We start from the raw sequence: 24,477 nt of genomic DNA on the forward strand, positions 1-24,477 counted from the left end.
CGAAGAAATGTGACACACCGTTTACACCCTGGTTAGCCAACATGACATATCTGTCATAGACTCATTCACGGATCCACTAATTGCCTCCGGTGGATCTGATGCGAACGGAGAAATGGCCCCGGTTCAGCGCAGCGGATGACGAACGATGCGCAGGGACCGGGGCTGTTCCGTTAAAGCCCCAATGAACCGCGGCGCCACAAGCCGCGGCGCCGGAGGCCCCGAGAACCCAAGAAACAAAAACAGGCTAGCTGCTGCGGTCCACCACGGCGGAAGCGAAGTTGCTCAGCGAAGTCTTGACGACGCCTTCCGGCAACGGAGCCAGGGCGGCAATTGCCTCATCAGCCCAGCGGCGCGCCACAATCCAGGATTCAACGGTGACGGGGTGTTCACGGAGGCCTGCAACTGCTTCAGCCAAAGCGGCGTCTGAGGACAGGTCGCCGTCAATGAGGTCAAGGAGGTCCACCGCCGACTGGTCGCCAGCTGAAGCAGCTTCACGGAGCAGCAGAACAGGCAGCGTGGGCACACCTTCGCGCAGGTCGGTGCCGGGCGACTTCCCGGACTTCACCTTGATGCCCGTGACATCAATGACGTCGTCGGCGAGCTGGAAAGCCACACCCACTTTTTCGCCGTATTCCACGAGCACCTGTTCGTATGCATCATCGGCACCGGCGAAGATGGCGCCGAGCTGGCCGGATGCAGCCACCAGGGAACCCGTCTTGTCCGAGATGACCGAGAGGTAGTGCTCAATGGGGTCCTCGTCAGGACGCGGTCCCACGGTCTCGTGGAGCTGGCCCAGGCAAAGCCGTTCAAAGGTGCGTGCTTGGATTCCCAGAGCGCGGGAGCCCAGTTCCGAAACCAGGATGGAGGCCCGGGCAAAGATGAGGTCGCCGGTGAGGACAGCCACCGAGTTACCCCAGACCTCATGGGCCGTGGGAGCTCCGCGACGGAAGGGCGCCGAGTCCATGACGTCGTCGTGGTAAAGCGTGGCGAGGTGGGTCAGCTCCACCACGACGGCGGCCTGTACCACCGCGGGCAGGGAAGCGTCGCCGAGATGGGCGCAGAGCAGCGTGAGCAAGGGGCGGATCCGTTTGCCGCCGGCTTCCACCAGGTGACGCGACGTTGCGTCGGCGAGGGGATCGGAATTGGCGATGGCCTCGCGAAGCTTCTTCTCCACCCGCGCCAGGTTGGTGGTGATCGCAGGACCCAACTCAGGGTCCCCGGCGATGGCCGCGAAGCCAGCGGGCAGCTGGAGGCCCGTGGCAATGGCGGTGGTATTCAGATCGGGTTCAGAGCTCGGCAGGCCGTGTCCGGCATGCGTCCAGCTTTGGTCTGCAGAGTTGGTCACGGGTTAACCCTAACTTTTTGTTGCGGAAACCGCTGTTTGGTGGCTAAGGGCACGCTCGAGGTATTGGACGTTGCCGGGACCAGCGCTTCAAGCACGCGGATCACTCTGTCCTCAAACCCTTTGGCAGCCGGATCGGTGAGGTTGGCCAGCAGCCGCACCACAAATCGCATCAGCACGGGGATAGGCATACCGGTCCGCAGGGCGAGCTTCATGATGGCCGGCTTGCCGATCAGCGCGGCGAAGGCCCTGCCCAGTGTGAAGTGCGATCCCCACTGGCCGCGCACGTAGTCCGCGTACCCCGCAAGGTGGGTGTCGGCGTCGTGCGCTGAATCGGCGGAAATAATGAACTCGGCAGCGAAGCGGGCCGACTCCATGGCGTAGGAGATGCCCTCGCCGTTGAACGGCGACACCATTCCGCCGGCGTCGCCCAGCAGCAGGAGTCCCGGCGAATAATGCGGCGTGCGGTTGAAGCCCATGGGCAGCGCCGCGCCCCGGATCTCCCCCACCTGGTTTTCCGGCGTGAAGCCCCACTCGGCGGGCATTCCGGCGGTCCATTCGCGGAGCACCTGCTTGTAGTCCAGCTTGCCGAATTCCTTGGACGAGTTCAGGATTCCGAGGCCCACGTTGGATGTGCCGTCGCCAACGCCGAACACCCAGCCGTAACCGGGCAGCAGTTTGCCGTCGCGGCCGGGAAGCTCAAGCCAGCCTTCCATCCAGTCGTCGTCGGTCCGCGGCGAGGTGAAGTAGGTGCGGACGGCGACGCCGAGGGGGCGGTCGTCGCGCTTGTGGATCCCGAGGGACACGGCGGTGCGGGTTGAGTTTCCGTCAGCGGCCAGTACGACGTCGGCAGTAAAGTCGCGCGACTCCCCCGTCTTCCGTCCGGACTCGTCCAGGAGTGCAGCGCGGGCGCCGATGACACGGCCGTCTTCGGCGCGAAGCGCCTCGGTGACGCTGTGACGCTCGAGGACGACGGCGCCGGCAGCCTGGGCGTGGCGGGCCAGTTCCTCGTCGAAACCTAGGCGGGTCCGGATCAGGCCGTACTGCGGAAAGTCGGAAACTTCCGGCCAGGGCAGTTCGATACTGCGGCCGCCGGCGAGGAGCCGCAGCCCCTTGTTCCGGCGCCAGCCATCCTCTTCCGAGTGCGGCAGGCCGAGTTTCTGGATCTCCCTGACAGCCCGGGGAGTCAGGCCGTCGCCGCAGACCTTTTCACGCGGGAAGCTGGTTTTCTCCAGCACCGTGACCTCGATGCCGGCCTGGGCAAGGTAATACGCAGCGGTGGATCCGGCGGGGCCTGCGCCTACTATCAGAACTTTCACAGAGGGCTAGCGCGTGCTGCGCGAAATGTTGCGTCGCAGTTTGGCAACCGGGCCGGTGTGGGCAGCGATGGCGGCAGCACCGCCGTCGGGCGTTGAATCAAGCGGTTTGTGGGCACGGTGCACTGCCACGATTCCACCACTGAGGTTGCGGTAGGTCACCGTTTCCCAGCCAGCCTCTTGCAACCAGGCGGCGAGGTGGTCCTGGTCCGGCCAGGCGCGAATGGACTCGGCGAGGTACACGTAGGCGTCCGGGTTCGATGAAACCTTGACGGCGATCGCCGGGAGTGCGCGCATGAGGTACTCGGTGTACATGGTGCGCCACAGAGGAACCACGGGCTGCGAGAACTCGGCGATGACCAGCTTTCCACCGGGCTTGGTGACGCGGAGCATCTCGGCCAGCGCCTTCTTGGGCTCGTTGACGTTACGCAGGCCGAAGGAAATGGTGGAAGCGTCGAAGGAGTTGTCCGCGAAAGGGAGGCGGGTGGCATCGCCGGCGATGAAGTCGATATCCGGGCGGCGGCGCTTGCCTACCTTGAGCATTCCGAGGGAGAAATCGCAGGCCACCACATCAATGCCGGCGTCGGCATATGGCTCGCTTGACGTTCCGGTTCCGGCAGCCAGATCCAGCACGCGCTGGCCCGGGATGGCATCAACGGCCTCCACCACCACTTTGCGCCAACGGCGGGTCTGCCCCATCGAGAGGACATCATTGACGACGTCGTATTTGGGGGCGACGTCGTCAAACATCGTGGCTACTTCGTCCGGACGCTTATCCAAGGATGCTCGGTTCACCATGCCATTGTCTCAAATGTTAGGCGGGCCCACGAACCAACGGGGATTTGGCGGGCCTTGCGCGTTTGGATACCCGAAAATACCTAAAAGTACCCGAAAAGGTACTCTTGACCCATCATGACGAGCACGTTCCGTACATTAACAGTCCCCCTGGACGCAGGATCAGCGCAACGGGGGCTGCCGTCATTTCTGACGCGGGACGACGTCCTCTGCTGGACCCGCCGCGAAGCAGGCCTCGTGGGTTTCGGGGAGCTCACCCGCTTCAGCGCAACCGGCCCGGACCGCTTCCTGGAAGCCGATATCTGGTGGCGCCATCTGGTGCTTGAGGCCGACGTCACCGACCTCGTTGAGTGCCCCGGCACAGGCCCGGTGGCCTTCGGCTCCTTCGCTTTCTCCAAGCTGTCAACCCACCGTTCGCGGTTGATTGTGCCCGAGATTGTGGTGGGCGTCCGGGACGGCAGGGCCTGGCTCACGCAGTTAACGTTCGACGACGTCGAGCTCACCGAAGCGGGCGCCCTCGCCGCGCTGAAGGGGTGGCTTGAAGGCTCCGAGGAGGGGCCGGGCGAGGTGCCGCTTGATGGAGGTTTGGCTGGTGGGGTGGCCCTGGGCGGGCCGCTCCTTGGTGGGGTGCCCGCGGAGCCGGGCGCCGCCGTCGTGCCCCAAACAAAGCTCGAAACCGGATCCCTCAGCGAACACGACTGGATGGCCGCCGTGGTCGCAGGAGTCGCTGAAGTGCGGACCGGAAAGCTCGAAAAACTGGTGCTGGCACGGGACATCGTGGCAACGCTGCCTGAAGGCGTCAACGCCGTCGAGATCCTTCGGCAGCTGGCCGTCAGGTACCGGGAATGCTGGACCTACGGGGTGGACGGCCTCGTCGGATCCACACCGGAAATGCTCATCCAGGTGGAGGGCCGCACGGCGCAGGCCCGCGTTCTGGCGGGGACGCTGGACCGTCGCGATGCCGATGGCATGGAAGGCTCGCCCCTCGAATTTGCCGAGCGGGTGCTGGCCGGTTCGGAGAAGCAGCGGCATGAGCACGAGATCGCCATCCAGTCGCTGACAAAGCAGTTGGCGCCCTTCTCTGAAGCCATGAACGCCCACAGCGAACCGTTCATCCTCGAGTTGCCTAATGTGTGGCATCTGGCCTCGGATGTGAAGGCTGAACTCACTGAGGTGGAAGGCCACGTCCCTACATGCCTTGCCCTCATCAACGCGCTCCACCCCACGGCAGCCGTGTGCGGGACGCCCACGCTCGTGGCAGGCGCCCTGATCCGGAAGCTCGAGCACATGGACCGCGGACCGTACGCGGGACCGGTGGGCTGGCTCGACGCTGCAGGAAACGGCGAGTGGGGCATCGCTCTTCGCGGTGCTGTGATCGAGGCTCCGGATACGGTCCGCCTGTACGCCGGGTGCGGGATCGTCGAAGGCTCGCAACCCGAAGCGGAACTTGCGGAAACGTGGGCCAAATTCCGCCCGATGCTCGAGTCTCTGGGCATCAGCAGCTGACTGCAGGCCGTCTGCGTTGCAGCATCGCGGCATCTGGTCCATCAGTCCAGCCTTTGGCGTCCGGCTGGACCAGTCCGGAAGCCAGGCCCGACGGTGCAGTCCGGGATCCGAGACACCCTTCCTCAAAACAGGCTTGTGTTTTGTGCTCCAATAGTTATCCAATAGTGAAACAAAGTTTCCTGTGACGCACATCTCTCTTTCAGCGGATACACTATTAGCCGTCTCAGAACACATCCCCTGCAACAAAAGGTAAGAAAACTATGCAGCCGAAGTCCCCTGCCACGGCAAAACTCGCCGTCAAGGCAGCCTCTATCCTCGCCGTCGGAGCACTCACCCTCACTGCCTGCGGCGGCACCAGCGGCGCCACCCCGGCCGCGAAGGACGGAATCCAGCTCATCGAGTCGGGCAAACTGACCGTGTGCTCGGATGTCCCCTACGAGCCCTTCGAATTCCAGAAGGACGGCAAGATTGTCGGCTTCGACATGGACATCGCTGCCGAGGTCGCCAAGGACCTCAACGCCGAACTGAGTGTTGTGGACAGCTCCTTCGAGGCCATCGAGACCGGTACCGCGCTGAGCCAGTGTGACGTCTCCATCTCCTCAATTTCCATCACCGATACCCGTAAGTCGGTCATGGACTTCTCCACGCCGTACATGGACGACGACCTCGCACTGGTCGCGTCCCAGGACTCGGGTATCAAGAACCTCGATGACGCCAAGGGCAAGAAGGTGGGTGTCCAGCAGGCCACCACCGGCGCCGATTACGCGAAGGAAAAGGGCATCGACGCCCAGCAGTTCGAAGACACCGGGCTCCTGGTCCAGGCTCTTCAGGCCGGCACCATCGACGCAGCCCTGGGAAACCAGTCGGTTCTGGGCTACGCCATCAAGGACGACTCCAAGCTCAAGTCCGTTGAGGACTACTCCACCGGCGAACAGCTGGGCATTTCCATCAAAAAGGGGAACGCGGCAATGGCCGAAAAGGTCAACGCCACCCTGAAGCGCCTGACGGATGACGGCAGCCTGAAGAAATTCCAGACCACCTGGTTCGGCGACGCCGCCAAGTAGCCGGCACCTCAATCCCTGAGACCTAAGCAGCTGAGGCCCCGTATCGTCCTTCCAAGCAGTCCCCAACACCAGGGACGGCGCGGGGCCTCACGACTGCGCAAAAATGAATGTGAGTACATCATGGCAATGACCGCAACTCAACGAGCCAGAGTCAGCCTGAACGTCCAAGCAGGGATCTTCATCGTGGCCGTGGCCGCATTGATCCTGGCCACGGACTGGGAGACCATCGGCGCCAGCGTCTTCAACTTTGGCAAGATCGGCCCGATGTTCCCGGACATCTTCCTGGTCGGCCTGACGAACACCCTTGTTTACACTTTCCTAGGCTTCATCGTGGGCCTCTCCGGCGGCCTGCTCCTGGCCCTGATGAAGCTCTCCAGCTTCCCGCTCTACCGCTGGATCGCCACGGGCTACATCGAGTTCTTCCGCGGCATCCCGGCCCTGCTGGTCTTCATTGCCTTCGGCTACGGCGTTCCGCTGGCATTCGGGGTTTCCTGGAACGTGACCGTTGTGGTCATGGTGTCCCTCGGCATGGTGGCCGCGGCCTACATCGCCGAAACGCTTAGGGCCGGCCTGCAGGCTGTTCCCAAGGGTCAGCTCGAAGCCGCACGATCCCTGGGCATGCCGCAGTGGCGGGCCATGGTCACCATCATCATTCCGCAGGCGTTCAAGATCGTGCTGCCGCCGCTGACCAACGAAGTCATCCTGCTGACCAAGGACTCCTCACTGATTTACGTCCTGGGACTCACCGCTTCGCAGTATGAACTGACCAAGTTCGGCCGCGACGGTATCTCGAGCCTGGGCGCGGGCCTGACCCCGCTCCTGGTTGCCGGCGCGCTCTATCTGGTGATCACCATCCCGCTGAGCCTCTTGGCCCGGAAGTTCGAAAGCCGCTCCGCGCGGACTAAGCGATAGGCAGGACAGTCATGAACGACGTCGTAAATTCCTCCCCGAAAGCCGCACACGTACAGGCGGCCGGTGTTTCCCTCACGGGTCTCCGCAAGTCCTACGGCTCCAACGAAGTACTCAAGGGCATCAACCTGGACGTGGCGCCCGGCGAAGTGGTGTGCCTGATCGGACCGTCCGGATCCGGCAAATCCACCCTGCTGCGGTGCGTGAATCTCCTCGAACAGCCCAATGAGGGCACAGTCCATGTTGGCGGCTTCGAAGCCACCCACCCGGACGTGGACATTGACCGGATGCGGCGCAAAGTGGGGATGGTGTTCCAGCAGTTCAACCTGTTCCCGCACCTCAACGCGCTGCAAAACTGCACCGTCGCGCAGACCAAGGTCCTCAAGCGCTCCCAGGCAGAGGCAGACAAAGTGGCCCAGGCCAACCTGGACCGTGTGGGTCTGGGGCACTTGGCAGACCGCTACCCGGACCAGCTTTCCGGTGGCCAGCAACAGCGCGTGGCCATTGCCCGGGCGCTGAGCATGGATCCGGAGCTCATGCTGTTCGATGAGCCCACCTCCGCTTTGGACCCCGAGACCGTGGGCGACGTCCTGTCAGTCATGCGCAACCTCGCCAAGGAGGGCATGACCATGCTGGTGGTGACGCACGAGATGGGCTTCGCCCGCGAAGTGGCCGACCGCGTGGTGTTCATGGATGGTGGAGTTGTGGTGGAGGAGGGCTCGGCCGAACAGGTCATCAGCGCTCCCACCCAGGACCGCACCAAGGAGTTCCTGCGCCGCGTGCTCGATCCGACGCACATCGACCTCTCCTAGGTCCGCCCGCCGGTTCTGATCACCGCTGCGACTTCGGACAGCCGCTACTTGGATCCATGTAGCGGCTGTCCTATTTCGCGGCGTCCGTCCAGAAACGGTGCGCCCTCGGGACCCCCGCTGACGCCAGGAAAGCAGAAAATCTGTGGGAATCGACAAGTTCCGCCCAGGTCCAGCGGATGACCCTTCGGCCTGTAGCGCGGATCCTGTCCTCTCTGCGTTTCTCGTCAATGACGGTTTCGGAGGGAGTCCGCCCGCTCAGATACTCAGCCTTCCGGTATTTCACCAGGCCATCGAACTCGCCAACGAGCCCCGCCCCTGGCCATTCGAAGTCACAATAAGCCACCAAGCCGTTGACGTCCCGCACCACTGTTTGAAGCAGCGGCACCTGAAAACCCAGCTGATGCATTAAGGCGCGGCTGAGAGATTCCCCGGGAGAACCTGAGGCCGGATCGGCAAAGGCGAGGGCTGCCCTGATCCGGCGGACAGCAGCCCCGCTGTAAACAGCTGTCCCGTTGGAACCTTGGCTGCTGGGCTCCAATGCATTCTCAAGTTCGTCCCTGCTTACGGCCGCTAAAGGGCGTGTTTTGTCTGGCTTCAATATGTGGTCGAGAACAACCATGGCCTGCCCAAACGATTCGTAAGCCGCAAGATCCAAGGACGTTCGGATCCGATCAGTGACCAGCAGTCCGGAAACCTCCTCGCTCCGCAGGTACGCCCGCTGCACATAATGCCGCCGGACACCTGCCCTCGAACGTCCGCCGGCGCCGTCGAACGTACAGGCATGCACGAGCGTCTGGCGACCAAGCAGCGGAATGCCCCAAATTGCAGCTGACGACTGGCGGCAGAACACTGTGTTGCTTTGCAGGGTGGCAGCCGCCGCATGAACCAGGAGCGGATACCTCTCCCAGCTTTTGAGCACATCCCATTCAACGGCGCGAACATAAACGCCTTGCCTAATCCTGCGCAGCTCACCAGTTTTCGCCTGTCGCGCCAGGCTCCGAACATCGTGGCCCAGCAGCGAATAGCGTCTGGCTAAGATCAGCTGAGAAGGTTCCATCCCCCGATGCTGGCTGCAAACTGATCGCTGTGTAACCACCTGTCCTCGCGATGTGGATAACTGCCCGGTGCCTGGGCGCGACCAATCTGGACAACCGCGCCGCAGACCAAGGCAGCGGATGTCCGATAGCGCACCGGTTTTCAGGAAACCCCTACTAGGGAGCGAGCACACCCGCCACTGCAGCAGCCACCGCGGCCTTGATCCTGCCGTGCAGCTCGCGCAGGGCCACCCGGTCCGTGCGCACCTCAATGATCTGGCGCCGCCCGTCCGGCCGCGAGGACAGCGCCTCGGCGAGTCCCGCCGTCGTCGTTACCAAGCAATGTTCGACGCCGTAAGCTGCGGCCAGCGCGGAAATGTCCACTGTGTGGGGGGTGCCGAAGAGGCGCTCGACGACGTCTCCGTACTGTCCGGCCGCCCGGACAGAGCCGTGCTCAAGGAGGTCGAAGATGGCTCCGCCGCCGTCGTTGAGCACCACGATCCGCAGCAGGGGGTCAGGTTCGCCGAAGCCGAGGAGGAGGCCACCGGCGTCGTGCAGGAACGTGACATCCCCGACGAGAAGCGTCGTCTCCTGCCGCCCTCCCCAAGCAATTCCAGTGGCCGTCGAAATGGTCCCGTCGATACCGGCAAGTCCCCGGTTCGCGAAAACGGTGGCCAGCGGCTCCGGGCCCGGTTGGCCAGCGAGATCGACGTCGCGGATGCCGTTGGAGGAGCCCAACACCAACTGACCGCGGGAATGCTTCCAAACGGTGGCGCCGACGGACGGGCCTGTGGCGGCATCTGAGGACGAAAGGACTTCGTCCAGGGCGTGCTGGGCCGAAGCACCCGAGAGCAGCCAGGAATCCAGCCACTCCGATGAGCCGCGCCCCGAGAATTCCGCCAGGTCGGTGAGGTTGTCGATGGGTGTTTCACGCCGGCGCCCTGACTCATACCAAGCCACGGCCACCGGCTGGTAGAGCGCACTGGGAACGTCGCGGCGGGCCAGCAAGGATGCTACCGGCCGGGACAGGGTTGGCCTGCCAAAGACCACCACGCGCTCGATGGGCAGCGCAGACTCCGGTCCGAAGTGCTCGAGCAGCAAACGGTAGGGTCCCACTGCATTTGGCCCAAACCTGGAATTCGAGGAGGGTTCGGCGAGCAGTGGCAGGTTGTGGGCGCGGGCGAACGCTTCGGCGACCGGACCGGCGTCGTGCCCGGCAAGGACAACCGTTCTCCGCTCTGGAAGCCCGCTGGGGGCGGGCGGCAGGACCAAGGCTTCCGGGGAACGTCCAACCGAATAGTGGCGGCGGTCGGGGACTGCGGGCAACCCTTCGCCTTCGGCCGGCACCAGCGGATCCCGGAAGGCGAGGTTGAGCTGGACAGGGCCGGGGGCGACGTCGTCGAACGCTCCCGTGGCCGCGCTCAGGGCGGTTTCCACGGCGCGTTGGGGATTGTCGCCTGCGGGGACGTCTGCAGCGAAACGCACGTGCTCGCCGAAGAGGTCCAGTTGGATGGTGGTCTGGTTGGCTCCGGTCCCCCGCAGTTCCGAGGGCCTGTCAGCCGATATGACCACCAGCGGAACTGCGGCGTGGTTGGCCTCCATCACGGCCGGGAGCAGATTTCCGACGGCGGTTCCGGACGTCGTCAGCACGGCGGCGGGTGCCCCTGTGGACAACGCGAGCCCAAGAGCTGTGAAGCCCGCACTTCGCTCGTCGATCCGAACCAGCAGTTCAACCAGGCCGGCGGCGTCTGCTTCAGCCAGGGCATAGGCCATGGGAGCCGACCGCGAACCCGGCGCGACCACAACGTAGTGCACCCCGCCCTCCACCAGCGACGCAACAGCAACCCTGGCCGCCGCGAGCGAGGTCAGGATGTTCCGGGCGGGCCCAGTGTTCTCAGAAGTCACCGAACCAGTCTGCCACCCTTCAAACCCTCCCTCACCTTTCCCCCCTTTTAGGGCAACCCTCCCTCACGTTTCGCCCCTTTTAGGGCAACCCTCCCTCACGTTCCGCCTCTTTTAGGGCAACCCTCCCTCACATTTCGCCTCTCGGGCAACCCTCCCTCACCTTTCGCCCCTCGGGCGACGAAAGCTGAGGGAGCGTCTCAAAAAAACCGACGAAAGCTGAGGGAGCGTCTCAAAAAAACCGACGAAAGCTGAGGGAGCGTCACAGGTCGGGCCACAGTCGGCTACATGTTCTCCGGCGTCTCGATGCCCAGCAAGTCCAGGCCTTCGATGAGCCTGTGGAGGACGAGTCCGCACAGGGCCAGCCGTGATTCCCGGACCGATTCCGCAGCCTTCAGAACGGGGCACTGGTCGTAGAACGTGGTGAACAGCTGGGCCAGCTCGAAAAGGTAGGCGCAAAGCCGGTGCGGTTCCAGGAGTTCCCCTACCTTCCGGAGGGTGCTGCCATGCTCAAGAAGATGCAGCGCAAGCGCGCGCTCCGCTGGTTCGACGACGGCGATCCCGACGACGGTTCCTGCAGCACCTGCTTCCCCCGAAACGTCGAGCGCCGCGGCTTTCCGCAGGATCGACCGGATCCTCGCCGCAGCGTACTGAACATAGGGGCCGGTGTTTCCGTTAAGGGCGAGCATCCGATCAAAGTCGAAGACGTACTCGGTATCGTGCCCCACGGAGAGGTCCGCATATTTCACCGCGCCGATTCCTACTTGCCTGGCCGTGACCTCGCGTTCCTCGGGAGTCAGATCCGGCCGGCTTAGATCCACGACTGCGCGGGCCCTGTCCACGGCTTCGTCGAGCAGCGCCATGAGCTTTACGGGGGCGCCGGAGCGTGACTTCAGAATCTTTCCGTCCTCCCCCAGCACATTGCCGATCTGCACATGCGTGGCTTCAACGGTCTCCGGCAGCCAGCCAGCTTCGCGCGCAGTGGCCATCACCATCCGCAGATGGACGTTTTGCGGAGCCCCCACGACGTAAAGCACCCGATCGGCCTGAAGCTCACGGACACGGTACCGGATGGTGGCAAGGTCGGTGGTCCCGTAGCCGTAGCCGCCGTCAGACTTGCGGATAATGAGCGGCAGGGGCTCGCCGTCGCGCCCGGTAAAGCCCGCCGGGAAAGTGCAGAGCGCGCCGTCGCTGACCCTGGCGATTCCGAGGTCCTCAAGTTCCTGGCACAGCCGTGCTAAATCAGCGTCATAGGAGCTTTCGCCGGCAATATGGTCGTCGGTCAGGCTCACGCCGAGCTTGGCGTAAATCGCATTGAAGTACAGCTTCGACTGGGCCACCAGACGCTTCCACACCTCAAACGTCTCCGGGTCGCCGCCCTGAAGCGCAACCACCCGCCGTCGTGCCCTTGTGGCAAAACCGTCGTCGTCGTTGGCAGAGGCATCAAACTTGACCCGCGCCGCCTGGTAGAACGCGCTGGGGTCATCCACCAACAGCGCGGCCTCCTGCGATCCCTCACCCACTTCCAGCCAATGCTCGATGAGCATGCCGAACGGCGTCCCCCAGTCGCCGATGTGGTTCTGCCGGATCACCGTGTGCCCGAGTGCCTCAAGGACGCGGACCAGGCTGTCGCCCACCACAGTGGTCCGCAGGTGGCCAACGTGCATTTCTTTGGCCACGTTTGGGGAGGAATAGTCGACGACGACGCGGTGGAGTACCGCCGTCGGCTCGCCGTCGGGCAGCTTCGCCTGGTTGAGGAGTTCCTCTATCCAGGTGCCATCGAACGTAAGGTTGATGAAGCCGGGACCGGAGATTTCAACCGATGTGCAGATGCCATTCACTTCCAGTGCCGCAACGATCCGCGAAGCGACTTCGCGGGGCGGAAGGCCGACTTTCTTGGCCAGGGCCATGGCTGCGTTGATCTGGATGTCGGCGAATTGCGAGGGCCGGATCACCGGGTCCGTCTGGCGAAAATCTTCACCGAAGGCTTGGGTAATGGCGGTCTGGACTCTGGGGACGAGCAGGTCGGCTGGGCTGTTCACCCTGTCAAAATATCAGTCGGCGCCAAAAGCAACCCTCCCTCACCTTTCGCGCCGAAACCCAAAACCCTCCCTCACCTTTCGCCAAGTGTGCGGCGGAACGTGAGGGAGGGTTCCCAAAAAACGGGCGGAACGTGAGGGAGGGTTCCCAAAAACGGGCGGAACGTGAGGGAGGGTTCCCAAAAAACAGGCGGAACGTGAGGGAGGGTTCCCAAAAAACGGGCGAAACGTGAGGGAGGGTCAGTCCTCGGTGCGGAAGACCTGGATCACGGACGGACGGGGAGCCGCGGCCTGGCCAGGCGCGGGGGTCGCTCCGGCAGCAACGTAATCCGGGAAGAGAGACCTTGGCGCGGCAAACGTTCCCTCTTCGCCCGGGTGCTGCACAGAGACAAACACGTTGCGCTCGGCGTCGTGGATGATGGGGCCGCACGTCTCGGCGTCCCGCGGAACGGCCAAGAACTGCTCCACCCGGCCCCGTTCGGCTCCTTCCAGGGTGACCTTGAACAGACCGTCAGCCTTACCGATGCCCGAGGGCGCGCCGTCGGTCGAGATCCAGAGGTTTCCGACCGAGTCGAAGGCCAGGTTATCCGGGCAGGAAATGGGCGAGACCTTGTCGGAAGGGAAGCCGCTGAAGTACGTGACGTCTCCCTGGGCAGGGTCGCCGCAGACCATCAGCAGGTTCCAGTTGAAGTTCGTGGCAGTCTGGTCGCCGCTCTCCGTGATCTCCACAATGTGGCCGTCGCGGTTCAGGTTGCGCGGATTGACCTCGGTGGCACCTTCCTTGCCGGCCTTGCCACGGTCCGAGTTGTTGGTGCAGGCCACGTACACCTTGCCCGTGAAGGGGTTCGGCTCAACGTCTTCGCAGCGGTCCATCTTGGTGGGGCCAACTTTGTCCGCAGCCAGACGGGTGTAGACCAGGACTTCGGCCACGGTCATTCCCGCCACAGCCGAGGCGCCGTCCACCACCAGCGGGAGCCACTGCCCGCTCCCGTCGAACTCGCCGTCGGCCGGCAGGGCGCCGGATCCGTCGATTTCGGCGAGGGGCGAGTTGCCCGTGAACTTGGCGACGTACAGGTTGCCGGCGGAGAGCAGCGTCATGTTGTGGGCACGGTCGCCTTCAATGTACTTGTCACGGGAGACGAACTTGTACAGGTAGTCGAAGCGCTCGTCGTCCCCGGAGTAAGCCACCACATGGCCGGAGTCGGCCACGATCACGTTGGCACCCTCGTGCTTGAAACGGCCCAGGGAGGAGTGCTTCTTGGGGGTGGACGTCGGGTCGAAGGGGTCTACCTCGACGATCCAGCCGAAGCGGTTGGACTCATTCGCGTATCCGGCGTTGCGGGTATCGAAGCGCGGATCGTCCAGTTCCCAGCCCCTGGCAGTGGACGACGACGTCAGGCCGTACCGCTTGTCAGCGGCAGAAGTGCCGGCTGCAGCGAAGTAGCCGTTGAAGTTCTCTTCCCCGGAAAGGATGGTGCCCCAGGGGGTGGTGCCGCCGGCGCAGTTGCCCAGGGTTCCCTTGATGGCCTTGCCGGAGGGGTCGGCCACGGTCTTGACGAACTCCGAGCCGGCCGCCGGCCCGGTGAGTTCGTAGACCGTCTCGTTGAGGTAGCGGCGGTTGAGCTTGGCACCCTGAACGTAGGTCCACGGTTTGCGGGCGTTCTGGCGCTCGAGCTCCACCACAGACAGGCCGTGGGCGGCTGCACCGACGGCGCGCACCTGGTCGGCAGGCATGGTGGGCGGGAACATGATGGCATCGTTGGTGTACTCGTGGTTCGCGAAGAGCACCGCCCTGCGGCCCTTGCTGCCGGGGATCTCCAGGATGTCCGTGTAGTCGTTGTTATAGCCGAACTGGCGCTCCTGCGCGGCAGCAGTCTGGTTCGACAAATCAAAAGCGGGCGCGTCGCTGAAGAGCGGATCGCCCCAGCGGATGACCGGCTTCCACGTGAAACCCTCGGGAACGGTGACGGCATCAACGGCGGCGTCAACTGGAGCGATGGCCGTGAACTGGAGCCGGGAATGAAGGCCCTCTTTCGCTGCGGGCGCCAGGCCCGGGCCGCCGTCGGCAACTGCAGTTTCTGCCGAACTCAAGGAGCCTCCAAGCGCGACGGCGAGGGCACCGGCGGCGCCGAACCCAAGGGCGGCGCGGCGGGACATGGTGGCGGAGGCGATGTCCCGGAAGTAGGAGTTGGAGCTGGTGTTGCAGACTTCGCCGGAGCAGGCGTTGTCGCATTTCAGGGCGCAGGTGACGGGGCTGCGCTTACCCTTCGTGTGCCCGAGCATGGGAAGCACAGGGAGAAAGGAAAATTTGCGCCGGGCAGTATCCGGGGTGGAGATTTCAGGCATGGGGACCTTCCAGGGGGTGAGATGCGGTCCCGCCCACCCTGTCAGCGCGGTGCGAAGCCCGGAGGACGGCCCGGTGAAGCTTCGGTGAACTGAAGGTGGCCGTAAACCCGGCGCAGCCGCTCCATCCACCAGTCCACACGATCGGGTGGCGCAGCGAACTCAGCCAGCAGCCCCGGGTCGGCGACGACCTCGCGGAGCCGGATGGCGCCGTCGTCGGGCACCAGGGAATCCCGGGTGACGTCCCCGGCGAGCAGCGACACCGTCCCCAGGCCGCAGGCATAGGGGAGCTCCGGGAGCGTTGCGGCGAGCGCCAGCCCGGCCCGGATTCCCACGGAAGTGTCCAGGGCGGAACTCACGACGGCGGGAAGTCCGGCCTGGCTCACGATCTCCAGGGCACGCCGCACTCCGCCCAGCGGCGCTACTTTCACCACGATCAGGTCGGCGGCACCGGCCCTTGCAACCTTCAGCGGGTCCTCTTCCTTGCGGACGCTCTCGTCGGCGGCGATCAGTACGGGGGTTCCGGCCGCTCGAAGCTGGCGCCGCACCTCCGCGAGGCCCTCGATATCCGCAACGGGCTGCTCGGCGTACTCAAGCCCGACGCCGGAGAGCCGGGTGAGTGCGTGAACTGCCTCAGCCACATCCCAGCCGCCGTTCGCGTCTACCCGGATGGCCGCCTCGGGGAGGGCTGCACGGACGGCGGCGACCCGGTCGACGTCGTCCGTCAGGAACTGTCCTCGCTCGGCCACCTTGATCTTGACGGCGTCCACGCGACCGAAGCGCGCCAGTACCTCAGGCACCTGGCTGGCATGGACCGCCGGCACAGTGGCGTTGACCGGAATGCTGTTCCGAAGCGGCTCGGGGAAGTCGTGCCAGGCAGCCTCAATGGCCGAGGCTAGCCAGCGGGAGGCTTCGGCGTCGGCATATTCAGGAAAGGGGCCAAACTCACCCCAGCCCCTGGGACCCTGTAGCAGGAGGGCCTCCCGGTGCAGGATCCCGCGGAACTTCACTCGCATGGGCAGGCTGACTACACGGGCGCCGTCGCGGATTTCCTCCCAGGGCGGGAGCCCGGGGTTATTCGGCAGGGAGGAGGTTGGTGACTCGGGCACAGCGCCACTCTACCTTCAGGCAGTTCGCAGGCTTTTGTGGCACTCTGGGAGGAATGACACACAGCCGCCAGCCCTTCACCGCCCATGCGTCCTCAGACGCTGAGCATGAGGCTGCCGGACACGATGAAGCAGCCACACGGCACCACCGTGGGGGCGGCAACATGGAAAACAGCAACGGACGCAGCATTAACAGAGACGACGACTACAGCCGTGGCGGCTTCGCGTCCGGGTTCCTCTTCCTGCTGGCCACACTCGCCTGCGGCGCTGGCGTTGCCGGGACTTACTACTTCTTTGTCCGCACCACCACAGGCCAGTACATCGATGAATCGGCCCTGGTTGAGGCGGTGGCCATCCACGGACCTGCGGGCAAGGCGGCCACGCAGCTACTGGACTGGCTTCCCACTCTCTCCCTGGTGATGGCCATCATTGTGGTCATTTTTGTGTGCGTAATCCGACGGCGGTGGATGGCCGCAGGCATTACGGTGACCGCTTGTGTGGCCGCGAACCTTGCCACACAGGTCATCAAGGATCTGGTTCCCGTCCGGCCTTTCCGGGGCGTCACGACCCTTGACCTGAATTCCCTCCCGTCCGGGCACACCACCCTGGCAGCGTCCGCCGCGGCCGCTGTTTTCATCATGGCTTCACCGCGCTGGCGTCCGCTCGCCGCGTTCCTGGGCGGCAGCTTCGCCGTCGCGAGCGGCGTTTCCACCCTGATCAACCAGTGGCACCGCCCCGCCGACGTGGTGGCGGCGTTCCTTGTGGTGGGGGTCTTTATGTTTCCGGCGGGCTGGCTGGTGATCCGGACCGGGCCGGCATGGAACGTATGGGAGGGCTACGGACGGCACCTGGGATCCCTGCGGCTGTGGGTGATCCTCCCGGTGCTGACGTGCCTGGCCGCCGCGGGAGTAGCCGCCTACTCGCTGCTGATGGTCGGGCCGGGAGCGCAGCAGGCAGGCGGCACCATCAGCTACTTTTGGGCCGGGGTCTCGCTCATTGTGATCGCCGGGTATCTGGCCACTCTGGCGGGAGTCTGGCTTTTCGGGCATGCAGTACGACGGCGGAACAGGGCCCTGCGGTAGCCCCGCCTCCCGCTAGGCCCACCCGAGCGCCCAACTAAGTAGCAGTAGATGCTGTTATGAGCGCCCAAAACAGCAGGTACTGCTACCTAGTTGGGTAGGCCGGCCCCTAGTAGTTCCGGCGGTGCCTGAGCCGCGGAATTGTCACCGCGAACACGGCGGCCGCAGCGAAACCCAGCAGCCCCGTTGCCCGCACCCCCATGCCCAACGAGGCGAGCGCGGTGACGCCGGAAAGCAGCACGGGCCCTCCGGTTGCGCCGGCATCCGCAATGAACCGCCACAGGCCAAGGAACTGCCCGCGGCCGTGTTCGGGCGAGAAGTCAGCTCCGAGAGTCATGACAAGGCCAGAGCTGATGCCGTTGCCGAATCCCACCAGCATGGCCACGAGCGTGAGCCCCAGGAATCCGGACGTCAGCGGAATCAGCATCAGGGCAATGCCCATGATGACCGTGGCAGGAAGGGCCACCCACAGCCGGCCTTTGCGGTCCATGAGTTTGCCCGCCGGGTAGAACACCAGCATGTCCACGGCGCCGGACAACCCGTAGATCAGCGACGCCTGGGTGGCATCCATCCCCAAGTGGTCGGCCCAGAGCGGGATCACCACCTGCCGGGAGGCACGCAGGGCGCTGAGCAGCAGGATCCCGAAGCCAACGGTGAGGAACACTCCGGCATGGGAGGAGCCAACGCTGCGGAGGGTGGGCGCAGGTCCGCTGTGCGAGCCCGCTGTGTCCGCCGGCGCCAGCTCCTGAATGGTCAGGGCAATGGCGGCGGCGGCCAGCATCGCCGCCACGCCCACCCAGTACGCTCCGCTGATTCCGGCCAGCTGCATCACGCCCGCCCCGATGAAGGGCCCCAGGAAGATGCCGATCCGGCTGACTCCGCCAAGGGTCGATAAGGCCCTCGCCCTGTACCTCACGGGCACAGCTTCGGTGAGGTACTTCTGGCGGGCCAGACTGAAAACGCTCGCGGCCATCCCGACGACGACCATCGCCGCCGCGAGCAGCCAGACTCCGTCCGGCACAAGCGGCGAAAGCCCGGCTGCGGTCAGCGCGAGCGCTCCCGCCGCTGCGGCGCCCGCGATGGACCACTTCTCGCCGAACTTCAGGGTAATAAGGGAGGCGGGGAGGTTGAAAAACCAGGACCCAAGGCCGATCAGGGTGACGATGAGCGCGGCAGCGGCCACGGAGGCGCCAAGGTCGCGGGCGGTCAGGGCCACCACCGGGAGGATGGCCCCCTCCCCCAAACTGAACAGCAGGCCCGGGCCGAACGCGGGAACTGCGATACCGCGGAGGCTGAAGGGAGGGGCTGCACGCTGGGTGGTCATCCCTTTTATCCTAGGTGTGATCTGGGCCGCGACGTTCGATGAGGGCGACCCGCCAACGAGATGGTCCAACGAACTGCACCCCTCAAAAGTTCCTGTTGGTCCCCACATGACGGCCTCTGCTCACAAATCCTGTCACACGAGTCACATCTGCTTGTCACCATACGTGACAGGTTTTCTAGGCTGGAGGAGCCAGTCATTCGCCCAGCCAAGGAAACCCAATGCTGCATTCGTCAGATTCCGCCGCTGTCCCCAACGATGCCCACAGCCCGCCCGGCAAGAAGGCATCCATGCAAGGCAAGCCCAGTCTCCTCAGCAATCTAGGCGCCGACCTCCCCGCATCCCTGGTGGTCTTCCTTGTGGCGCTCCCACTCTCGCTCGGTATTGCCGCTGCTTCCGGAGCGCCGGTTATGGCGGGCCTCATCGCAGCGGCAGTGGGAGGCATTATCGCGGGCAGCCTGGGTGGTTCGCCGTTGCAGGTGAGCGGCCCAGCTGCCGGTCTCACCGTCGTCGTTGCCGGCCTGGTTGACGAGTTCGGCTGGCAGGTAACGTGCGCGATCACCGCTGCGGCCGGCGTCGTGCAGCTGGTGCTGGGCATCAGCCGTGTTGGCCGGGCCGCGCTGGCAGTGTCGCCGGTTGTTGTCAAAGCCATGCTCGCCGGCATTGGCATAACGATCATCCTGCAGCAGGTGCATGTGCTGCTCGGCGGCAAAGCTGCTGGTTCCGCCGTCGAGAACCTGACTGGCCTGCCAGCAGCCATCATCAACGTGGAGTTACATTCCGCCTTCCTCGGTTTGGCGGTTGTCGCCGTGCTCCTTGGATGGAAGTACCTGCCCACCGCGGTGCGCAAAGTTCCGGGCCCGCTGGCGGCCGTCGTAGTGGTGTCTGCGCTGTCCATGGCTGTGGCCCCCAACGTCGAGCGCATCAGCTTCACCGGTTCGCTGTCCGACGCAGTTGCCTTGCCCAGCTTGCCTGACGGTAACTGGCGTGCTGCGGCCATGGCGGTCATTACGGTGGCCCTGATCGCGAGTATCGAATCGTTGCTGTCCGCCGTCGCCGTGGACAAGATGCATGCCGGTGCGCGCACGAATCTTAACCGCGAGCTCGTGGGACAAGGTTCCGCCAACGTGGTTTCCGGTATGCTCGGCGGCCTCCCGGTTACCGGCGTGATTGTCCGCAGCGCCACCAACGTCGAAGCCGGCGCGGCGACCAGAGCGTCCGCAATATTGCACGGCGTCTGGGTCCTGGTGTTCTCGGCCCTGTTCGCCGGCCTCATCCAGCTGATTCCGCTCTCAGTGCTGGCTGGCCTGTTGCTGGTCATCGGCGCGAAGCTCATCAAAATCGCCGACATCAAAACGAGCCTGCGCACCGGCGACCTTCTCGTCTACGTGGTCACCCTCGCTTGCGTCGTCATACTCAACCTGCTCGAAGGTGTCATCATCGGACTGGCACTCGCAGCCCTCTCCGTGCTGTGGCGCGTGCTCAGGGCGCAGATCCAAGCGCAAGCACCCTTAGCCGACTCCCTGCCCTGGCGTGTCACCATCGCCGGATCCTGCAGCTTCTTTGCCCTCCCGCGGCTCAATCGCGTGCTCCACTCCGTGCCCGCGAGCGAGGACGTGGTGGTCGAGCTCAACGCCGACTACCTCGACCATGCATTCCGCGAGGCCCTGGTCGCCTGGCAGACGCAGCATCGGAATACCGGCGCCACCGTGACCCTGGAGGAGCACGGCACTACCGCCTTCCGCGATGCCGCGGACAACGCGCCCCAGCGGCAGGACCCGAGCGAGTTTCCGCTGCCGCCCCGGACTTCCTGGCAGCCGTCACCACCGGAGGCCGCTCATAAAGCAGAGCACGACGACGCCGGGCAGCTGCCGCTGCGGTCAATCCTCCTGGGCAGCGACAAATACCATCGGCGGCACGCTGACAAGGTGCGCCCGCTCGTGCAGGACCTCACTGAGGGTCAGAATCCGGACACGCTGTTCGTCGCCTGCGTGGACTCACGGGTCAATCCGAACCTCATCACCAGCAGCGGCCCCGGAGATCTCCTGACACTCCGGAATATCGGCAACGTCGTGTGCAGCGACGGACGGGATGCCTCGATTGATTCGGCACTGTCCTTCGCTGTCAAAGGCTTGTCCGTGGACTCGATCGTGGTCTGCGGACACTCCAACTGTGGCGCGATGAAGGCTGTTATTGCCGACGCAGAGGGTGGTTCCAATCCCGTCTTGGGCGCCGGGTTTGATGCCTGGCTGGAGCACTCACGGCCGAGCTATCGTGAGCTCCTTAACAGTCACCCCGTGGCGGTCGCTGCTGAGGCGGAGGGGTACAGCCGCCTCGACCAGCTGAGCATGGTGAACGTCGCCCTGCAGCTCAGGAAGCTGGAACAGCACCCCGTCACCGGTCCCGCCATGGCTTCTGGTGATGTGCAGGCCACGGGTCTGTTCTACGACATCCCCACGGCCCGCGTGGTCCTGGTAACTCCGGAGGGCATCGAACAGCTGGATCCAAGCATGGCGGCTCGCTAAGGGAAGGTCCGCTCCTCACCGCAACGCCATTCAGCCTTCAGCCAGCAGCATGCCCGGAAGGACGTCACAGAGCCATGCCATAATCTGGTCGTGGCTCCAGCCGCGCTCGACAACAAGCTGGTGGTACGTGCTGTCGCCGTAAACAGTCATGAACGCATCGGTGAGCTGATCGATGGGCCCATCGGCACGGAGCGGCCCCTTCTCCGCCAGTATCTCCAGGACCTGTCCGAAACCGTCCCTGCGAAGGTTTTCATGGTACTGGTGCGTTCGGCGCACCTCGTCATCGGTCAGGGCAGCTGCGCGAAGAACTTCGGAGATGGCCGACGCACGCGCAAACAGGGGACCTGCTCCACGAATGAAGATCCGCAATGCCTCAGCAGCGTCGGGCTCCTCCATCATCTCTGTCCACCATGGTTGGGACTGCGGTGGGCGGGGATCCTCTTCGCCCAGGACCGCGGCGTCAATTACGGCACTGATGAGCTCGGGTTTGGTGTGGAACACGAAATACACGGTCTGCGAAGCTACTCCGGCACGGGCAGCAATGCCAGCCATGGTGGCGCCATGGAATCCTCGGGCAATAAATTCCTGATGCGCTGCCTTTACCAGCTTGCGCCGCGTTGCGTCCGCTTTCTTCCTGCGGGAGCTCTTGACGTGCAGTGTGTCGGGGTCCATATTTAGAGTATCTCACTAGAGCGTTACTCTAGTTGGATTCAAAATCAGAGGCCATCATGAAAACGCGGTTCTTTGGCAGACCAGCGGTCACTCTCACAGCGGTGGGCATGACGGGCGGGATTGCCTGGGCCGCGGGCTTCCGCGGTTACATGGTGGAGCTCGCCGGTCCGGCATCCACTTTCGATTGGTGGGGTACATTCGGCGGACTCATCTTTCCCGGTGCCGTTGCCGGAGGAGCGATCGCAGTGGCCCTGATGGCAGTGGGTGGTGGCTACGCTGTGTCGCGCCGGGGTCCGCTGTGGAGCAGGCTGGCCTGTGGCATCACCAGCGCAGCCCTCCTTGCGGCCCTTGCTCTGGCCGGGCCCGGAATCGCCGGCCCTGCACTCGCTCTTACGGAGCCTCGCGGCGCATGGGTTGCCGTCCTGGCCGTGTCGTTCGTGATTGTCCTGGCCCTCGCCTCGTCGATCCCGCATCGGCCCGCGGTGACTGCCGCGGATCCGCTCGTCCCGTTCCAATCAATCAAGCTTGCACGCGAAGGCGTGCGTCCGCCCCTGGGAAAGGACGCCTCATGAGACGGCTCCAGCTGGAGACTCGCATCGAGTTGCGGGCTCCGGCCTCAAAGGTGTTCAACTTCGTCGCGGACCACACGAACGCACCCCGATGGCAGAGCGGCCTCGATGAGATAAGGCGCATCACGCCGGGTCCTATCGGCGTTGGCACTGAACATGAGTTAACGCGACGATTCGCAGGAATGAAAGTCGTCGCCCGCAACCGCTTCATCGCCTACGAGCCTGGCCGCTTCGTAGCCTTCGAGATCCCATCGGGCAAGATGACCGGTGTCGCTTCCTATCTGGTTGAGCCCACCGGCGCCGACACCTGTCGGCTCACCAGCAATGTGGATTTCCAAGTGGGCGGCCTGGCCCGGTTCGCAGTGCCCCTTCTGACGGTGATCTTCAAGCGAGACGTCAAGAAGGCCCTGGCCACCCTCAAGGTCCTGATGGAGCACCACTAAGCCAGCGTCGACAGGATCTGATGCACGTGATCGCACTCCCGCTCACCACGGCCATTTAGACAGTAAGCTTACTATCCATGAAGTCCATCGACGAAGACGCCCATATCCCGCATCCCGGATCTGGTCGCGGTGAACTGCCAGGAAATGCCACGGCGGGGCGGCGATATCCTCAAGCCATGGACCGTTCCGTAAAACCTGACGTCACCGACGTCGAGTACGGAGGCCTTCGCGGGCGCATCTACGCGTCCCCCGGCAATGGGAGAAACCCCGACGGCGGGCCCACCTTCCTGCTGGTCCACGGCATCGGCGTTTCCCACCGGTACCTTGCCAGGCTTCACAAGGCTCTGTCCTTATCCGCCGACGCGTACTCCATCGATCTCCCTGGGTTCGGCTCCATGCCCAAGCCGAAGCGGCAACTGAGTGTGGAGGACTACGCCTCCTTCATCCGTTTGGCCCTGACGGACCTTGGCATCACGGAGAACTGCGTCGTTATCGGCCACTCCATGGGAACGCAGTTCGGGGTGGAGGCGGCCATCCAGGATCCGGGACTGTTCTCGTACGTGGTGCTGATGGGGCCGGTGGTTGATCCGAAGCGGCGGCACGTTCTCAAGCAGGCCTGGGATCTTATCCGCGACGGTGTGGGCTCCGAATCCTGGAGCTCCAACTGGATCGTCTTCTCGGACTACTGGAGGTGCGGGCCGCGGTGGTACCTGAAGGAGCTGCGCGTCATGATGGACTACCCCATGGAAGAACGCGTGGCACAGGTCAAGGCTCCGGTCCTGGTGATCAGGGGTGAACGGGATCCGGTGGCCAAAGGAGACTGGGCCCGCAGGCTTGCAGCGCGGGCAGGCGCCCGGATCGTCGAGTTCCCCGGATGCGGTCACGTGGTGCAGCACCTGGCCACTGAAAAGGTAGCCGAGGTGATCAGGACGTTCGCAGGCCTTCCCGCTGTGGCCTCCAAGGACGGAACGAAGTGAGTGGCGCCGCCCGGCGGGCAGTGAACGCCCGGCAGGCAATTCAGAAGGCAGCATGGTGGACGGAGGACTACGCCTACGCCACCGGGCGGCAGCTTCGCAGTTTCTTTGACCGGACACAGCCGGACGACTTCCTCAGCGGTACTGGACGCCCCGTCGTCGTGATCCCCGGTGTGTACGAAAACTGGCAGTTCATGCTGCCCCTGATCACTGCCCTGCATCAGGCGGGGCATCCGGTGCACGTTGTAACGGTGCTGCAGCGGAACCGGCTCGCAATACCGGCGGCAGCCAAGCTGGTGGCCAAGCACCTGGCCTCCGAGGACGTGATGAATGCTGCCATTGTGGCGCACAGCAAGGGCGGCCTGATCGGCAAATACCTCATGATGACGCACGACGGCGAGCGCCGGGTCGAGCGGATGGTGGCGGTCTGTTCGCCGTTCTCGGGATCCCGGTACGCGCGTTTCATGCTGGCGCCGAGCCTGCGTGCGTTCTCCCCCCGGAATGCCCTGACCCTGCAGCTGGCCAGGGAAGAACGCATCAACCACCGCATTACATCAGTGTTCGGGCAGTTCGATCCCCACATTCCGGAGGGCAGCATCCTCCCCGGAGCGCGGAACATCAAGCTGGACGTCCCGGGACACTTCCGGATCCTTGGCCACCAGGACACCGTCCGCACCATCCTGGAAGAGATTCCACTTTAGGGTCGGCAGGCGGGCTGCCATTCCG

The 24,477-nt window shown here is 64.3% G+C and carries 20 protein-coding genes; 10 read left to right on the plus strand and 10 right to left on the minus strand.

The features are described from left to right. Positions 1 to 244: 244 nt before the first annotated feature. Genes MU551_RS07410 through MU551_RS07420 form a run of 3 tightly spaced genes read right to left on the minus strand, consistent with a single transcriptional unit; the run spans position 245 to position 3,453 of the window. The gene (locus tag MU551_RS07410; protein ID WP_247042087.1) at positions 245 to 1,345 is read right to left on the minus strand and encodes a polyprenyl synthetase family protein; all 1,101 of its coding nucleotides are present in this window, start codon (positions 1,343 to 1,345) and stop codon (positions 245 to 247) included. Continuing rightward, positions 1,342 to 2,661 (minus strand): geranylgeranyl reductase family protein, encoded by a 1,320-nt coding sequence (locus MU551_RS07415; protein WP_247042089.1) that lies wholly within the window; start codon positions 2,659 to 2,661, stop codon positions 1,342 to 1,344. Before MU551_RS07415 ends, MU551_RS07410 begins: the two co-directional genes overlap by 4 nt. A gap of 6 nt (positions 2,662 to 2,667) precedes the next feature. Then, positions 2,668 to 3,453: a demethylmenaquinone methyltransferase gene (locus tag MU551_RS07420; RefSeq protein ID WP_247042358.1), complete on the minus strand. Its 786-nt coding sequence runs from the start codon at positions 3,451 to 3,453 to the stop codon at positions 2,668 to 2,670. A 117-nt stretch (positions 3,454 to 3,570) separates the two neighbouring features. On the opposite strand from MU551_RS07420, the gene MU551_RS07425 reads away from it, so the two are divergent. The 4 genes from MU551_RS07425 (at position 3,571) to MU551_RS07440 (ending at position 7,744) form a co-directional block, all read left to right on the plus strand. Continuing rightward, complete coding sequence (locus MU551_RS07425; protein ID WP_247042091.1) at positions 3,571 to 4,959, plus strand: isochorismate synthase; 1,389 nt, start codon at positions 3,571 to 3,573, stop codon at positions 4,957 to 4,959. A gap of 260 nt (positions 4,960 to 5,219) precedes the next feature. Next, positions 5,220 to 6,023: an ABC transporter substrate-binding protein gene (locus MU551_RS07430; RefSeq protein ID WP_247042092.1), complete on the plus strand. Its 804-nt coding sequence runs from the start codon at positions 5,220 to 5,222 to the stop codon at positions 6,021 to 6,023. Positions 6,024 to 6,143: 120 nt separating this feature from the next. Beyond that, complete coding sequence (locus tag MU551_RS07435; protein WP_247042094.1) at positions 6,144 to 6,935, plus strand: amino acid ABC transporter permease; 792 nt, start codon at positions 6,144 to 6,146, stop codon at positions 6,933 to 6,935. Positions 6,936 to 6,946: 11 nt separating this feature from the next. Beyond that, positions 6,947 to 7,744, plus strand: coding sequence for an amino acid ABC transporter ATP-binding protein (locus MU551_RS07440; RefSeq protein WP_247042096.1), 798 nt, complete (start codon positions 6,947 to 6,949; stop codon positions 7,742 to 7,744). Between the two features lie 70 nt (positions 7,745 to 7,814). Here the strand turns inward: MU551_RS07440 and MU551_RS07445 are convergent, their stop codons facing one another. The 5 genes from MU551_RS07445 to MU551_RS07465 form a co-directional block, all read right to left on the minus strand. Beyond that, positions 7,815 to 8,801 (minus strand): hypothetical protein, encoded by a 987-nt coding sequence (locus MU551_RS07445; protein WP_247042099.1) that lies wholly within the window; start codon positions 8,799 to 8,801, stop codon positions 7,815 to 7,817. A 154-nt stretch (positions 8,802 to 8,955) separates the two neighbouring features. Beyond that, the gene (gene menD / locus MU551_RS07450; protein ID WP_247042101.1) at positions 8,956 to 10,683 is read right to left on the minus strand and encodes a 2-succinyl-5-enolpyruvyl-6-hydroxy-3-cyclohexene-1-carboxylic-acid synthase; all 1,728 of its coding nucleotides are present in this window, start codon (positions 10,681 to 10,683) and stop codon (positions 8,956 to 8,958) included. Between the two features lie 281 nt (positions 10,684 to 10,964). Beyond that, the gene (argS, locus tag MU551_RS07455; protein ID WP_247042104.1) at positions 10,965 to 12,722 is read right to left on the minus strand and encodes an arginine--tRNA ligase; all 1,758 of its coding nucleotides are present in this window, start codon (positions 12,720 to 12,722) and stop codon (positions 10,965 to 10,967) included. Between the two features lie 237 nt (positions 12,723 to 12,959). Then, positions 12,960 to 15,065, minus strand: coding sequence for a PhoX family protein (locus tag MU551_RS07460; protein ID WP_247042106.1), 2,106 nt, complete (start codon positions 15,063 to 15,065; stop codon positions 12,960 to 12,962). Between the two features lie 41 nt (positions 15,066 to 15,106). After that, on the minus strand, positions 15,107 to 16,147 hold the full coding sequence (locus tag MU551_RS07465) for an o-succinylbenzoate synthase (RefSeq protein ID WP_281506993.1): 1,041 nt from the start codon (positions 16,145 to 16,147) through the stop codon (positions 15,107 to 15,109). A 185-nt stretch (positions 16,148 to 16,332) separates the two neighbouring features. Between MU551_RS07465 and MU551_RS07470 the strand changes: the two genes are divergently transcribed. After that, on the plus strand, positions 16,333 to 17,250 hold the full coding sequence (locus tag MU551_RS07470; protein ID WP_372489816.1) for a phosphatase PAP2 family protein: 918 nt from the start codon (positions 16,333 to 16,335) through the stop codon (positions 17,248 to 17,250). A 106-nt stretch (positions 17,251 to 17,356) separates the two neighbouring features. Here MU551_RS07470 and MU551_RS07475 read toward each other — a convergent pair whose 3' ends face one another. Beyond that, complete coding sequence (locus MU551_RS07475) at positions 17,357 to 18,571, minus strand: MFS transporter (protein ID WP_247042111.1); 1,215 nt, start codon at positions 18,569 to 18,571, stop codon at positions 17,357 to 17,359. A 218-nt stretch (positions 18,572 to 18,789) separates the two neighbouring features. Here MU551_RS07475 and MU551_RS07480 point away from each other — a divergent pair, with 218 nt between their 5' ends. After that, on the plus strand, positions 18,790 to 21,093 hold the full coding sequence (locus MU551_RS07480) for a SulP family inorganic anion transporter (RefSeq protein ID WP_247042113.1): 2,304 nt from the start codon (positions 18,790 to 18,792) through the stop codon (positions 21,091 to 21,093). Between the two features lie 30 nt (positions 21,094 to 21,123). On the opposite strand, the gene MU551_RS07485 is transcribed toward MU551_RS07480, so the two are convergent. Further along, positions 21,124 to 21,765, minus strand: a complete 642-nt coding sequence (locus MU551_RS07485) for a TetR/AcrR family transcriptional regulator (protein WP_247042114.1) — start codon at positions 21,763 to 21,765, stop codon at positions 21,124 to 21,126. A 32-nt stretch (positions 21,766 to 21,797) separates the two neighbouring features. On the opposite strand from MU551_RS07485, the gene MU551_RS07490 reads away from it, so the two are divergent. From MU551_RS07490 to MU551_RS07505, 4 genes are all read left to right on the plus strand, one after another. Next, on the plus strand, positions 21,798 to 22,337 hold the full coding sequence (locus tag MU551_RS07490) for a hypothetical protein (RefSeq protein ID WP_247042116.1): 540 nt from the start codon (positions 21,798 to 21,800) through the stop codon (positions 22,335 to 22,337). Beyond that, positions 22,334 to 22,777 (plus strand): SRPBCC family protein, encoded by a 444-nt coding sequence (locus MU551_RS07495; RefSeq protein WP_247042118.1) that lies wholly within the window; start codon positions 22,334 to 22,336, stop codon positions 22,775 to 22,777. The genes MU551_RS07490 and MU551_RS07495 overlap by 4 nt, the downstream gene beginning before the upstream one ends. Positions 22,778 to 22,953: 176 nt before the next feature. Then, a complete protein-coding gene (locus MU551_RS07500; RefSeq protein ID WP_247042120.1) occupies positions 22,954 to 23,754 on the plus strand; it encodes an alpha/beta fold hydrolase in 801 nt (266 codons plus the stop codon). After that, positions 23,751 to 24,452, plus strand: a complete 702-nt coding sequence (locus MU551_RS07505) for an esterase/lipase family protein (RefSeq protein WP_247042122.1) — start codon at positions 23,751 to 23,753, stop codon at positions 24,450 to 24,452. Before MU551_RS07500 ends, MU551_RS07505 begins: the two co-directional genes overlap by 4 nt. The last annotated feature ends 25 nt before the right edge of the window (positions 24,453 to 24,477 follow it).

This window comes from Arthrobacter rhizosphaerae, assembly GCF_023062595.1.
In the GTDB taxonomy this organism is placed as follows: domain Bacteria; phylum Actinomycetota; class Actinomycetes; order Actinomycetales; family Micrococcaceae; genus Arthrobacter; species Arthrobacter rhizosphaerae.

Excerpts from the sequence above, each read along its gene's own strand:
- MU551_RS07500 (WP_247042120.1), top strand. The coding sequence starts at position 22,954 with ATGGACCGTTCCGTAAAACCTGACGTCACCGACGTCGAGTACGGAGGC.
- MU551_RS07460 (WP_247042106.1), bottom strand. The coding sequence starts at position 15,065 with ATGCCTGAAATCTCCACCCCGGATACTGCCCGGCGCAAATTTTCCTTT.
- MU551_RS07475 (WP_247042111.1), bottom strand. The coding sequence starts at position 18,571 with ATGACCACCCAGCGTGCAGCCCCTCCCTTCAGCCTCCGCGGTATCGCA.
- MU551_RS07480 (WP_247042113.1), top strand. The coding sequence starts at position 18,790 with ATGCTGCATTCGTCAGATTCCGCCGCTGTCCCCAACGATGCCCACAGC.
- MU551_RS07430 (WP_247042092.1), top strand. The coding sequence starts at position 5,220 with ATGCAGCCGAAGTCCCCTGCCACGGCAAAACTCGCCGTCAAGGCAGCC.
- MU551_RS07495 (WP_247042118.1), top strand. The coding sequence starts at position 22,334 with ATGAGACGGCTCCAGCTGGAGACTCGCATCGAGTTGCGGGCTCCGGCC.
- MU551_RS07435 (WP_247042094.1), top strand. The coding sequence starts at position 6,144 with ATGGCAATGACCGCAACTCAACGAGCCAGAGTCAGCCTGAACGTCCAA.
- MU551_RS07470 (WP_372489816.1), top strand. The coding sequence starts at position 16,333 with ATGGAAAACAGCAACGGACGCAGCATTAACAGAGACGACGACTACAGC.
- MU551_RS07485 (WP_247042114.1), bottom strand. The coding sequence starts at position 21,765 with ATGGACCCCGACACACTGCACGTCAAGAGCTCCCGCAGGAAGAAAGCG.
- MU551_RS07425 (WP_247042091.1), top strand. The coding sequence starts at position 3,571 with ATGACGAGCACGTTCCGTACATTAACAGTCCCCCTGGACGCAGGATCA.
- MU551_RS07440 (WP_247042096.1), top strand. The coding sequence starts at position 6,947 with ATGAACGACGTCGTAAATTCCTCCCCGAAAGCCGCACACGTACAGGCG.
- MU551_RS07445 (WP_247042099.1), bottom strand. The coding sequence starts at position 8,801 with ATGGAACCTTCTCAGCTGATCTTAGCCAGACGCTATTCGCTGCTGGGC.